Origin of the sequence: Burkholderia pseudomultivorans, assembly GCF_001718415.1 — a bacterium.
GTDB lineage: Bacteria > Pseudomonadota > Gammaproteobacteria > Burkholderiales > Burkholderiaceae > Burkholderia > Burkholderia pseudomultivorans_A.
The window spans coordinates 2,082,542-2,095,429 of the sequence record NZ_CP013377.1 but is presented as its reverse complement, the minus strand read 5'-3'; the positions used below and the strand labels follow the sequence as shown (position 1 = coordinate 2,095,429).

The following is a 12,888-nucleotide window of genomic DNA, read 5'->3' as shown; positions in this document are numbered from 1 at the left end:
CGCGTGACGGCATCGAAGCGCATCGCGCGGCTGCTGGCCGCGCTGGCGCTCGCGGGGCTGGGCTTCGGCCTCGCGGGCTGCAATACCGTCCGAGGCTTCGGGGAGGACGTCAACGCCGCCGGCAACGCGCTGCAGCGCGCCGCGGACTGACACCGACCACCGAGAATTTGTCGATGTGCGCCGGCCGAGTGCCGGCCCTTCAACCGGATAGCGGATCATGGAAAAATTCATTGTGCATACCGGCGTCGTGGCGCCGCTCGATCGCGAGAACGTCGACACCGACGCGATCATTCCGAAGCAGTTCCTGAAATCGATCAAGCGCACGGGCTTCGGTCCGAACGCGTTCGACGAGTGGCGTTACCTCGACCACGGCGAACCGGGCCAGGACAACTCGAAGCGTCCGCTGAACCCGGACTTCGTGCTGAACCAGCCGCGCTACCAGGGCGCGTCGATCCTCGTCACGCGCAAGAACTTCGGCTGCGGCAGCTCGCGCGAGCATGCGCCGTGGGCGCTGCAGCAGTACGGCTTCCGCGCGATCATCGCGCCGAGCTTCGCCGACATCTTCTTCAACAACTGCTTCAAGAACGGGCTGCTGCCGATCGTGCTGACCGAGCAGCAGGTCGATCACCTGATCAACGAGACGGTCGCGTTCAACGGCTTCCAGCTGACGATCGACCTCGACGCGCAGGTCGTGCGCGCGCCGGACGGCCGCGAGTATCCGTTCGAGATCACCGCATTCCGCAAGTACTGCCTGCTGAACGGCTTCGACGACATCGGCCTCACGCTGCGTCACGCGGACAAGATTCGCCAGTTCGAAGCCGAGCGGCTCGCGAAGCAGCCGTGGCTGAACAACAAGCTGGTCGGCTGAGCGCCGTGGCATTCACAACCTACCCAGTCAGGAATAACGCATGAAGATTGCAGTGCTGCCGGGCGACGGCATCGGTCCGGAAATCGTCACCGAAGCGGTGAAGGTGCTGAACGCACTCGACGAGAAGTTCGAACTCGAACAGGCGCCGGTCGGCGGCGCGGGCTACGAGGCGAGCGGTCATCCGCTGCCGGACGCGACGCTGAAGCTCGCGAAGGAAGCCGACGCGATCCTGTTCGGCGCGGTCGGCGACTGGAAGTACGACTCGCTCGAGCGCGCGCTGCGCCCCGAGCAGGCGATCCTCGGGCTGCGCAAGCACCTCGAGCTGTTCGCGAACTTCCGTCCGGCGATCTGCTATCCGCAGCTCGTCGACGCGTCGCCGCTGAAGCCGGAACTCGTCGCGGGCCTCGACATCCTGATCGTGCGCGAACTGAACGGCGACATCTACTTCGGCCAGCCGCGCGGCGTGCGCGCGGCGCCGGACGGCCCGTTCGCGGGCGAGCGCGAAGGCTTCGACACGATGCGCTATTCGGAGCCGGAAGTGCGCCGCATCGCGCACGTCGCGTTCCAGGCCGCGCAAAAGCGTGCGAAGAAGCTGCTGTCGGTCGACAAGTCGAACGTGCTCGAGACCTCGCAGTTCTGGCGCGACATCATGATCGACGTGTCGAAGGAGTACGCGGACGTCGAGCTGTCGCACATGTACGTCGACAACGCGGCGATGCAGCTCGCGAAGGCGCCGAAGCAGTTCGACGTGATCGTGACCGGCAACATGTTCGGCGACATCCTGTCGGATGAAGCGTCGATGCTGACGGGTTCGATCGGCATGCTGCCGTCGGCGTCGCTCGACAAGAACAACAAGGGCCTGTACGAGCCGTCGCACGGTTCGGCGCCGGACATCGCGGGCAAGGGCATCGCGAATCCGCTCGCGACGATCCTGTCGGCCGCGATGCTGCTGCGCTATTCGCTGAACCGTGCCGAGCAGGCCGATCGCATCGAGCGCGCGGTCAAAACGGTGCTCGAACAGGGCTACCGCACCGGCGACATCGCGACGCCGGGCTGCAAGCAGGTCGGCACGGCGGCGATGGGCGACGCGGTGGTCGCGGCGCTGTAAGCGATGCGGAAGTAAAGGTAGAAAAGGGCGCGAACGGGCCGCAAAAATCGGCGCGTTCGCCCGCGGTTGGCCGTTGTGCGGCCAACCGGCTTTGTGTAGACTCGAACGATGGCGCTGATTTCCCTGATCTCCCCGGTCCTGAAACTCCACGGCAACACTGCCCGTGCGGGTGCGCGCGCCATCGTCATCACGAAAACCATTACCACGAAAACGATCATTAAACGCTGATCGTCCGTCGTGCCCGCCTGTTTCCCCGCGCGGTCACGCGGGGACGGAAATGGCGGGGAAGCTCCATTCAAAGCAAAGGGTTAGTCATGAACGTAGGTCTCGTAGGTTGGCGCGGCATGGTCGGCAGCGTCCTGATGCAGCGCATGCAGGAAGAGGGCGATTTCGACCTGATCGAACCGGTGTTCTTCAGCACCAGCAACACGGGCGGCAAGGCGCCGTCGTTCGCGAAAAACGAGACCACGCTCAAGGACGCGACCAACGTCGACGAGCTGAAGAAGTGCGACGTGATCATCACGTGCCAGGGCGGCGACTACACGAACGAGGTGTTCCCGAAGCTGCGCGCGGCGGGCTGGAACGGCTACTGGATCGACGCGGCCTCGTCGCTGCGGATGAAGGATGACGCAGTCATCATCCTCGACCCGGTCAACCTCGACGTGATCAAGGACGCGCTCGTCAAGGGCACCAAGAACTTCGTCGGCGGCAACTGCACGGTGAGCCTGATGCTGATGGCGCTCGGCGGCCTGTTCCGCGAGAACCTCGTCGACTGGATGACGGCGATGACCTACCAGGCCGCATCGGGCGCGGGCGCGCAGAACATGCGCGAACTGCTGTCGCAGATGGGCGCGCTGCACGGCGCGGTGCAGCAGCAACTGGCCGATCCGGCATCGGCGATCCTCGACATCGATCGCCGCGTGCTGGCCACGATGAACAGCGACGCGATGCCGACGAGCCATTTCGGCGTGCCGCTCGCAGGTTCGCTGATTCCGTGGATCGACAAGGATCTCGGCAACGGCATGTCGAAGGAAGAATGGAAGGGCGGCGCCGAAACGAACAAGATCCTCGGCAAGCCGGCGATGGGCGAGCCGGGCTCGATCCCGGTCGACGGGCTGTGCGTGCGGATCGGCGCGATGCGCTGCCACTCGCAGGCGCTGACGATCAAGCTGAAGAAGGACGTGCCGCTCGACGAGATCGACGGCATCCTCGCGTCGGCGAACGACTGGGTGAAGGTCGTGCCGAACGAGCGCGAAGCGTCGATGCACGATCTGTCGCCGGCGAAGGTCACCGGCACGCTGACGGTGCCGGTCGGCCGCCTGCGCAAGCTCGCGATGGGCGGTGAATACCTGTCGGCGTTCACGGTCGGCGACCAGCTGCTGTGGGGCGCGGCCGAGCCGCTGCGCCGCATGCTGCGCATCCTGCTCGACAAGTAAGCCGGGTCGCACGCGAGACGACGCGCCTGCCTGCCCTTCGCGGGGCGGCCGGCGCGTTTTTTATTGGGCCGGCGCTGCGTGGGCTGCGGCCGTCCGTCGCGCGCAAATGCGAAAGCCCCGAACCGCTCTCCCGGTCCGGGGCTTTCTTGCATCGGTTCCTTTGGCACGAGGAGGTGATGCGGGGCGTAGTATAAGGGCTCTAATTCGTTCCTGTGCTGAAATTGTCGTCGGTATTTGCCTCAATTGATGTCCGATTTTTGATAAAGCGGCGCTGTGCCGGGTGGTCGGTCGAATCGGCGTGGCGGGGTGCGGCAAGCGGGCGGAATGATCCTGCGCGGCTACCGGTTCGCGCCCGAATGCGCGGCGCGGTTGCACCCGCCGGCGACGAATTCGGCCCGAACCCGATCGCGTGAAGTAAACTACGCGGTTACGACGCGCAGACCGGCCGAAAGCGTCGCGTTCAGCGCGACGCTTTTGCATTTCTGCGGCGACTTTATTGACGCTTCCCTACGCGAATCCGAGCCGCGCCCGCGCGCGGCGATAGAGCCAACGATGTCCCGAATTTCCTTGTTCCCGCGTCAGTCCCGTCTGTCACGCGCCGTGCGCGCTGCGCTGGCGATCCTGGCGCTCGGCGCGGCCGCGTCGGCCTGGGCGGCCGGTACCGCCGCCGGCGAAGCGACGGCGGCCCCCGCCTCCGCCTCAGGCCCCGCGCCGCTCGTCATCACGGTCCAGCCCGGCCAGTCACTCAACGACATCGCGATCGCGGCCACGCAATCGCACGATCCCGGCGTGCTCGCGCGCGCCGGCCGCGCGCTGTTCGACGCGAATCCGCAGGCGTTCATGAAGCGCGATCCGAGCCGCCTGAAAGTCGGCGCGACGCTGACGGTGCCCGCGCTCGACGCGAACGGCGCGGCGCTGGCGCCGGCCGGGGCCTCGGGTGCGGCGGCGGCTTCGGCGGCGGTCGCCGCTTCGGGCGGGGCTGCAAGCATGCAGCACGCGGCTTCGATGCCGCATGGTGCGTCCTCCGTCGCGTCCGCCGCTTCGGCGGCCTCGGCCGCGCAGCGGGGCGCGGCAAGTGGCGCGAACGGGGCGGCTGCGCCCGCGGGCGCATCGGCTTCGTCCGCCGTATCCGCCGCGTCCGCGGCGCACGGCGCTTCTTTCGTTGCCGGAGCGGCATCGGCATCGGCGTCGTCGGCGGCCGCTGCGGCGGCCGCGAGCGGCCCGCATATGTGGAGCGGCGCCATCCAGTCCGCGCCGTCGTCGGCCAGCGACGCGGCGGTCCAGCCGGCGCCGGGCGCCGGGACGCGCGCGGCAAGCGAGCCGGTCGGCGCGGCGCCCGTTGCGGCGGCGTCGCAGCCGCGACCGTCGAGCCTCCAGCAATTGCTGGCGCTGAAGAATCGCGTGCTGATGGAGCTGCAGAAACACGGGATCGGCAAGCCGGCCGCGACCAACACAGTCGCACCGGCGCTTGCGCCAGTCGCCCCGCGCTCGACGCCGGGCGAGGCGGGCGCATCGGCCGCGGTCGCGTCGCCGGCGAGCGCAGCGGCCTCCGATGTCGCCGCCAGCGCGGCGCAGCCGGCGTCGGCATCCGGGCAAGCGGCCGCGCCCGAGGTCACGCCGCCGCCCGCGAATCGCGCGGAGCAGCAGATCGACTGGCGCCCGGCGTCGCTAGCCGGCGCGGCCGTCGTCGTGCTGGCGGCCGGATTCCTGTTGCGCAAGCGCCGCAAGGCGCGTCAGGCCGATGCAGTTGCGGCGTCTGCTGCGGCAGGCGGCGGTGCGGGCGCCGCGGCCGTGCCGGAGGTCGAGCAGGAACTGCCGATCCAGCCCGAGATGCCGGTTGCCCGCGACGCGGCAGCCGACATGACGCTGGCCGCCGCCACGGCGGCAGCGGCCGAAACGGTCGCACCGCCCGACGCGGAAGCGGCGCCGTCGTCGTCGCCGGAAGCGGCGGAAGAGGTGGATGCCGCGCACACGCACTTGCCGCCCGCTGATGCCGAATTGCCGCAGACCGGCGACGCGTCGGCGGCGACGCACGACGCAAAGCCGGCCGAGGTTGCCGAGCCGACCGAAGCGCCCGTCGTGCCGCTGGCAACCGACGCGCAGCACGCGGCGCTGATGCAGAACGCGATCACCGCGCTCGGCAGTCTCGACATGCCGCTGCCGCCGCGCACGCCGGACGAGTCGTCGCTCGCGGCGGACGAGTCGGGTAGCCCCGCAGATCACTTCCGGGCCCCCAGTAACGCAACTAACGGTCAAACCGCCGCCCGCCCGCCGATTGGCGCAGCCAATCCGGCCCCCGAATATCCGGCCGACCACGACGACGAGCTCGAATGGGATCCGGACGACGCACCGGCCCGTTCGTCCGCGCCGTCGTCACTGCCGCCGCTCGGCGGCGCACAGTTCGGCGCGCTGAAGCTCGATTTCGATCTCGACCTGCCGCCGACGCCGGGCGCGGTGCTGCCCGCGCTGACGTCGGAAGAGCTGGCGCGCATCGCGCGCAACAAGCTCGACCTCGCGGCCGAATATGTGGAGCTGGGCGACCTGTCGGGCGCGCGCACGCTGCTGCAGGAAGTGGTCGACGCGAACGATGCGGCGACGCGCGACGACGCGCGCGCGCTGCTCGCGAAACTGGCGGACGAGGCGTGATGCGGATCGCACTCGGCATTCAGTACGACGGCGCGGCGTTCTGCGGCTGGCAGGCGCAGCCGCACGGCAAGACCGTGCAGAACGCGCTCGAGCACGCGCTCGCCGAATTCGCGCGCGTGCCGCTGCACACGACGGTGGCGGGGCGGACCGACACGGGCGTGCACGGGCTCGGGCAGGTCGTGCACTTCGACACCGATCTCGATCGCGAGCCGTTTTCGTGGGTGCGCGGCACCAACGCGTTCCTGCCGCCGAGCGTCGCCGTGCAGTGGGCGAAGCCGATGCCGGACGCGTTCCACGCGCGCTTTTCGGCGTTCGAGCGCACCTATTACTACGCGCTGTACGTGCACCCGGTGCGTTCGCCGATGCTGGACCGCCGCGCGGGCTGGATCCATACGCCGCTCGACGACGACGCGATGCGCACCGCCGCCGCGCACCTGATCGGCGAACACGATTTTTCGTCGTTCCGCTCGTCGGAATGCCAGTCGAAGACGCCGGTCAAGCACCTGTACCAGATCGACATCCGGCGCGTCGGCCATTTCCTGCATTTCCGCTTCCGCGCGAACGCGTTCCTGCACCACATGGTGCGCAACCTGATGGGCTGCCTCGTGGCGGTCGGGCGCGGCCGCTATCCGGCCGACTGGATGGCCGCCGTGCTGGCCGGGCGCGACCGCAACCTGGCGGCGCCCACCTTCATGGCCGACGGGCTGTACCTGGCCCACGTCGGCTACCCGGCGGAATTCGCCGTCCCGCCCGCGCAGCTCGGCAGTGTGCCGTGGAGCAGCGTCTGGGCCGATCTGGACCCACTACCATGACGGATCACGCCCTTTCTACCCCGGGCGCCGCGGCCGACCTGCCGCCGCGCACGCGCATCAAGCTGTGCGGGCTGTCGCGCCCCGACGACGTGCTGCACGCGGCCGCGCTCGGCGCCGATGCGATCGGCCTCGTGTTCTACCCGAAAAGCCCGCGCGCGGTGAGCATCGCGCAGGCGGCCGAGCTGGCGCGGCTCGCGCCGCCGTTCGTGTCGGTGGTCGGGCTGTTCGTGAACGCGACCGAAGCCGAGATCGAGGCCGTCGTGCGCGAGGTGCCGCTCACGCTGCTGCAGTTCCACGGCGACGAAACTCCCGAGCAGTGCGACGCGCTCGGCCGCGCGGCGCGCCTGCCGTGGCTGCGCGCGGTGCGCGTGGGGCCCTCGACGCAGTCGGCCGATTTGGTAGAATCGGGTCTTCGTTATTCGAAAGCGCGCGGCCTGCTGTTCGACACACTCGTGCCGGACTACGGCGGCAGCGGCAAGGTCTTCGATTGGTCACTTATTCCCGCAGAGCTCGCGCGTCGGGCCGTTTTGAGTGGTGGCTTGAACGCGCAAAACGTCGGTGATGCGATTCGCCAGCTGCGCCCGTTTGCTGTCGATGTCTCGAGCGGCATCGAAGTGGAGGGCGCAAAGGGCGTGAAGGATCACGCCCGGATGGCGGCGTTCGTGCGCGCGGTGCGCGAAGCGGACGCCGGGTGATGCAAGCCGGTGCGGCCCCGCAAGTGGGGCGCGCCGACCGATCGAGAGTGACACACCATGTACAACCTTCCTGATGATCGCGGCCATTTCGGCCCGTATGGCGGCACGTTCGTCGCCGAGACGCTGGTGCACGCGCTGGACGAACTGCGCGGCGCGTATGCGAAATACCAGAACGATCCCGATTTCGTCGCCGAGTTCGAGCGCGAGCTGAAGCACTTCGTCGGCCGTCCGTCGCCGATCTATCACGCGCAGCGCTGGAGCGAGACGCTCGGCGGCGCGCAGATCTACCTGAAGCGCGAGGATCTGAACCACACCGGCGCGCACAAGATCAACAACGTGATCGGCCAGGCGCTGCTCGCGAAGCGGATGGGCAAGCGGCGCGTGATCGCCGAAACCGGCGCCGGCCAGCACGGCGTCGCGACCGCGACGATCTGCGCGCGCTTCGGGATGGAATGCGTCGTCTACATGGGCGCCGAGGACGTGCGCCGGCAGGCCGCGAACGTGTACCGGATGAAGCTGCTCGGCGCGACCGTCGTGCCGGTCGAATCGGGCTCGCGCACGCTGAAGGACGCGCTGAACGAAGCGATGCGCGACTGGGTCACCAACATCGAGAACACGTTCTACATCATCGGCACGGTCGCGGGCCCGCACCCGTACCCGATGATGGTGCGCGACTTCCAGCGCGTGATCGGCGACGAGTGCAAGGTGCAGATGCCCGAACTCGCCGGCCGCCAGCCGGACGCGGTGATTGCCTGCGTCGGCGGCGGCTCGAATGCGATGGGCATCTTCTATCCGTACATCGACGATACGTCGGTGCAGCTGATCGGCGTCGAAGCGGCCGGCGACGGCCTCGACTCCGGCCATCACGCGGCCTCGCTGATCGCCGGCAGCCCGGGCGTGCTGCACGGCAACCGCACGTACCTGCTGCAGGACGACAACGGCCAGATCATCGAGACGCATTCGGTGTCGGCGGGCTTGGACTATCCGGGCGTCGGTCCCGAGCACGCATGGCTGAAGGACAGCGGCCGCGCGCAGTACGTCGGCATCACCGACGAAGAAGCGCTGAAGGCGTTCCACGACTGCTGCCGGATCGAGGGGATCATTCCCGCGCTGGAGTCGAGCCACGCGATCGCGTACGGCGTGAAGCTCGCGCCGACCTTGCCGAAGGACAGGATCCTGCTCGTCAACCTGTCGGGTCGCGGCGACAAGGACATGCATACGGTCGCCGAGCGATCGGGCATCGCGCTCTGACCCCGCCCGATGCGTGACCTGATCGAAGAACCGGGCGGCGGCGCCGCGAGCGAAGCGGAGGCGGCGCAGCCCGCCGCCGCGGTCGTGCCGCGCGCGCTGCCGTCCGGGATCGAACTGCACAACCGCGATTTCATGACCGAGGCCGCGCGGCTGCCGGACGCGTCGATCGACCTGATCGTCGCCGATCCGCCGTACGGGCTCGGCAAGGACTACGGCAACGACTCGGACAAGCGCTCGGGCGACGCGTTTCTCGCGTGGACGCGCGAGTGGCTCGAACTCGCGGTGCCGAAGCTCAAGCCGAGCGGGTCGATGTACATCTTCTGCACATGGCAGTACGCACCGGAAATCTTCAGCTTCCTGAAGACCAGGCTCACGATGGTCAACGAGATCATCTGGGACCGCCGCGTGCCGAGCATGGGCGGCACGACGCGCCGTTTCACGTCGGTGCACGACAACATCGGCTTTTTCGCGGTTTCGAAAGCGTATTACTTCGATCTCGATCCGGTGCGCATCCCGTACGACGCCGATACGAAGAAGGCCCGCTCGCGCAAGCTGTTCGAAGGCAGCAAGTGGCTGGAGATGGGCTACAACCCGAAGGACGTCTGGTCGGTCTCGCGCCTGCACCGGCAGCACGCGGAGCGCGTCGATCATCCGACCCAGAAGCCGCTGGAAATCATCGAGCGCATGGTGCTCGCGAGCTGCCCGCCGGGCGGCCGCGTGCTCGATCCGTTCATGGGCAGCGGCACGACCGCGGTGGCCTGCGCACGGCAGGGGCGCGACTTCGTCGGCTACGAGATCAACGAAAGTTATTGCGCGATCGCGCACGAGCGCGTGAGCGCGCTCGCCGCGCAGGCGTGCGCGTGAGTCGCGCCGCCGCATCGCACCAAGGAAAATTGCCATGTCCCGTATTCAGCAAACCTTCGCCGCGCTCGCCGAACAAGGTCGAAAGGGCCTGATCCCGTTCATCACCGCCGGCGATCCCGATCCCGCGAAGACCGTCGAATTCATGCACGCGCTCGCCGCGGGCGGCGCCGACGTGATCGAGCTCGGCGTGCCGTTCTCGGATCCGATGGCCGACGGCCCGGTGATCCAGCGTTCGTCGGAACGCGCGCTCGAACGCGGCGTGTCGCTCAGGAGCGTGCTCGCCGACGTCGAGCGCTTCCGCGAAACCGACCAGAAAACGCCCGTCGTGCTGATGGGTTATGCGAACCCGATCGAGCGGATGGGCGTCGACGCGTTTGCGGCCGCTGCGCAGGCGGCCGGCGTCGACGGCGTGCTGGTGGTCGACTATCCGCCGGAAGAGGCGGCCGCCTTCGCCGAGCGGATGCGTGCCGCGCAGATCGATCCGATCTTCCTGCTCGCGCCCACGTCGACCGACGAACGCATCGCCGAAGTCGGCAAGATCGCGAGCGGCTACGTGTATTACGTATCGCTCAAGGGCGTGACCGGCGCCGGAAATCTGGATGTTTCGAGCATTGCGGGTAAAATCCCGGCCATCAAGTCGCGCGTGCCGGTTCCGGTGGGCGTCGGCTTCGGCATTCGCGACGCCGAAACGGCGCGCGCGGTGGCCGAAGTGTCGGACGCCGTCGTGATCGGCAGCCGCCTGGTGCAGCTGCTCGAAAGCGCTGCGCCGGAAGGCGCGGCGGCCGCGCTGAAGGCGTTCATCGCCGAGCTGCGCGCCGCGCTGGACGGCGCGGGCAAGACGGCGCGATAAGCGCGATTAATACAACACAGGAAGCGGGAGCGGGCCGACCGGCCCGTCCCGCCACGGAACAGGAAACCATACGATGAGCTGGCTCGACAAACTGTTGCCGCCGAAGATCAAGCAGACCGACCCGAAAAGCCGCAAGGGCATTCCGGAAGGCCTGTGGGTTAAGTGCCCGTCCTGCGAGGCCGTGCTGTACCGCAACGACGTGGACGCGAACCTGCACGTGTGCCCGAAGTGCGACCACCACATGCGCATCGGTGCGCGCGAGCGCCTCGACGGGCTGCTCGATCCGGAAGGCCGCTATGAAATCGGCCAGGAAATCGTGCCGGTCGACTCGCTGAAGTTCAAGGACAGCCGCAAGTATCCCGATCGTCTGAAGGAAGCGATGGACGAGACGGGCGAGACCGACGCGATGGTCGTGATGGGCGGCGCGATCCACACGCTGCCGGTCGTCGCGGCCTGCTTCGAGTTCTCGTTCATGGGCGGCTCGATGGGTTCGGTGGTCGGCGAGCGCTTCGCGCGCGGCGCGCAGAACGCGCTGGAGCAGCACGTACCGTTCATCTGCTTCACGGCTTCGGGCGGGGCGCGGATGCAGGAAAGCCTGCTGTCGCTGATGCAGATGGCGAAGACCACCGCGATGCTGACCAAGCTGGCCGAAGCCAAGCTGCCGTTCATTTCGGTGCTGACCGACCCGACGATGGGCGGCGTGTCGGCGAGCTTCGCGTTCCTCGGCGACGTCGTGATCGCCGAGCCGAAGGCGCTGATCGGCTTTGCCGGCCCGCGCGTGATCGAGCAGACGGTGCGCGAGAAGCTGCCGGAAGGCTTCCAGCGCGCCGAGTTCCTGCTGAAGACGGGCGCGATCGACATGATCGTCGACCGCCGCAAGATGCGCGACGAGATCGCGCAACTGCTCGCGCTGCTGCAGCGACAGCCGGCCGACGCGCTGGCTTGACCGGCGCAAGCTCGTGACCTTCGCGCGTCGCCTGGCTGAACCGTCGGGCGGCGCGCTTCGTTTTTTGGCGTAGTGGCGATCCCGATCCAGATTTGATCCGATGAGCACTTTTCCCACCCTCGACGCGTGGCTTTCGCATCTCGAACGCGCGCACCCGGTCGGCATCGACATGGGCCTCACCCGCATCGGGCAGGTCAAGGCGGCGCTGCAACTCGAATTCGCGTGCCCCGTCATCACGGTCGGCGGCACCAACGGCAAGGGCTCGACCTGCGCGTTCCTCGAGGCGATCCTCGTGCGCGCCGGCTACAAGGTCGGCTGCCACACGTCGCCGCACCTGCTCGAATTCAACGAGCGCGCGCGCGTGAACGGGCAGGCCGTGAGCGATGCCGAACTGCTGCCGCATTTCGAGGCCGTCGAAGCCGCGCGCACGTCGCTGCCCGAGCCGGTGTCGCTCACGTACTTCGAATTCACGACGCTCGCGATCCTGCACCTGTTCGCGTCGCGCGGGCTCGACGCGGTGATCCTCGAAGTCGGCCTCGGCGGCCGGCTCGATGCGGTCAACATCATCGATACCGACTGCGCGATCGTCACGAGCATCGACATCGACCACACCGAGTATCTCGGCGACACGCGCGAGAAGATCGCGTTCGAGAAGGCCGGGATCTTTCGCGCGGGCAAGCCGGCCATCTGCGGCGACCCCGCCGTGCCGCAGACGCTGGTCGACCATGCGGCCGCGATCGGCGCCGACCTGTGGCTCGTCGGCCGCGATTTCCGCTACGAGGCGCAGCCGGGCACCGAGCGCCAGCAGTGGAGCTACCTCGGCCGCGACAAGCGCTATCCGGCGCTCGCGTATCCGGCGCTGCGCGGCGCGAACCAGCTGATCAATGCGTCGGCCGCGCTGGCCGCGCTCGAGTCGCTGCGCGCGCAACTGCCGGTGTCCGCACAGGACATCCGGCTCGGGCTCGCAAACGTCGAATTGCCGGGGCGCTTCCAGGTGCTGCCCGGCAAGCCGGCGATCGTGCTCGACGTCGCGCACAATCCGCATGCGGCGGCCGTGCTCGCGCAGAATCTCGGCAACATGGGCTTCTTCCCGTACACCTACGCGGTGTTCGGCGCCATGCACGACAAGGACATCGACGGCGTGCTGCGGCACCTGAAGGGCGAGATCGACCACTGGTGCGTGACGGACCTGCCGCTGCCGCGCGCGGCCAGCGCCGAGCAGCTCGAAGCTGCGCTGCACAAGGCCGGCGTCGGGAACGGGCCCGATTCGAGCGTGACGCGCTACGCGTCTCCCGCCGAAGCGTTTCGCGATGCACTAAAAAGAGCATCCGAGAATGATAGAATCGTGGTTTTCGGCAGTTTCCATACGGTGGCCGGCGTGATGGCCTACCGTAAATCGCAGCAACACTGAC

13 protein-coding genes are annotated in these 12,888 nt (G+C 68.2%); all 13 read left to right on the top strand.

Features of this window, described 5'->3' with window-relative positions:
• The first annotated feature begins 3 nt into the window (after nt 1-3).
• The gene (locus tag WS57_RS08880; protein WP_009694908.1) at nt 4-150 is read left to right on the top strand and encodes an entericidin A/B family lipoprotein; all 147 of its coding nucleotides are present in this window, start codon (nt 4-6) and stop codon (nt 148-150) included.
• 67 nt (nt 151-217) lie between these two features.
• On the top strand, nt 218-868 hold the full coding sequence (leuD, locus tag WS57_RS08875) for a 3-isopropylmalate dehydratase small subunit (protein ID WP_009694907.1): 651 nt from the start codon (nt 218-220) through the stop codon (nt 866-868).
• A gap of 40 nt (nt 869-908) precedes the next feature.
• The gene (gene leuB, locus WS57_RS08870; RefSeq protein ID WP_006399581.1) at nt 909-1,976 is read left to right on the top strand and encodes a 3-isopropylmalate dehydrogenase; all 1,068 of its coding nucleotides are present in this window, start codon (nt 909-911) and stop codon (nt 1,974-1,976) included.
• Nucleotides 1,977-2,084: 108 nt separating this feature from the next.
• Entirely contained in the window at nt 2,085-2,204 is a 120-nt protein-coding gene (locus tag WS57_RS37970) for a hypothetical protein (protein WP_006756675.1), read from the top strand.
• An 86-nt stretch (nt 2,205-2,290) separates the two neighbouring features.
• Complete coding sequence (asd, locus tag WS57_RS08860) at nt 2,291-3,412, top strand: aspartate-semialdehyde dehydrogenase (protein ID WP_009694904.1); 1,122 nt, start codon at nt 2,291-2,293, stop codon at nt 3,410-3,412.
• A 552-nt stretch (nt 3,413-3,964) separates the two neighbouring features.
• A complete protein-coding gene (locus WS57_RS08855) occupies nt 3,965-6,058 on the top strand; it encodes a FimV/HubP family polar landmark protein (protein WP_069244062.1) in 2,094 nt (697 codons plus the stop codon).
• Nucleotides 6,058-6,870 (top strand): tRNA pseudouridine(38-40) synthase TruA, encoded by an 813-nt coding sequence (gene truA, locus WS57_RS08850; RefSeq protein ID WP_009691543.1) that lies wholly within the window; start codon nt 6,058-6,060, stop codon nt 6,868-6,870. Before WS57_RS08855 ends, truA begins: the two co-directional genes overlap by 1 nt.
• Nucleotides 6,867-7,565, top strand: a complete 699-nt coding sequence (locus WS57_RS08845; RefSeq protein WP_009691544.1) for a phosphoribosylanthranilate isomerase — start codon at nt 6,867-6,869, stop codon at nt 7,563-7,565. The genes truA and WS57_RS08845 overlap by 4 nt, the downstream gene beginning before the upstream one ends.
• A gap of 57 nt (nt 7,566-7,622) precedes the next feature.
• Entirely contained in the window at nt 7,623-8,816 is a 1,194-nt protein-coding gene (trpB, locus tag WS57_RS08840) for a tryptophan synthase subunit beta (RefSeq protein ID WP_009691545.1), read from the top strand.
• 9 nt (nt 8,817-8,825) lie between these two features.
• On the top strand, nt 8,826-9,680 hold the full coding sequence (locus WS57_RS08835; protein WP_009691546.1) for a DNA-methyltransferase: 855 nt from the start codon (nt 8,826-8,828) through the stop codon (nt 9,678-9,680).
• A gap of 34 nt (nt 9,681-9,714) precedes the next feature.
• Nucleotides 9,715-10,530 carry a tryptophan synthase subunit alpha gene (gene trpA, locus WS57_RS08830; RefSeq protein ID WP_009691547.1) on the top strand — a complete coding sequence of 272 codons (816 nt, stop codon included), beginning with the start codon at nt 9,715-9,717 and terminating at the stop codon, nt 10,528-10,530.
• A 73-nt stretch (nt 10,531-10,603) separates the two neighbouring features.
• Nucleotides 10,604-11,476, top strand: coding sequence for an acetyl-CoA carboxylase, carboxyltransferase subunit beta (gene accD / locus WS57_RS08825; protein WP_009691548.1), 873 nt, complete (start codon nt 10,604-10,606; stop codon nt 11,474-11,476).
• Nucleotides 11,477-11,576: 100 nt separating this feature from the next.
• The gene (gene folC, locus WS57_RS08820; RefSeq protein WP_009691549.1) at nt 11,577-12,887 is read left to right on the top strand and encodes a bifunctional tetrahydrofolate synthase/dihydrofolate synthase; all 1,311 of its coding nucleotides are present in this window, start codon (nt 11,577-11,579) and stop codon (nt 12,885-12,887) included.
• The last annotated feature ends 1 nt before the right edge of the window (nt 12,888 follow it).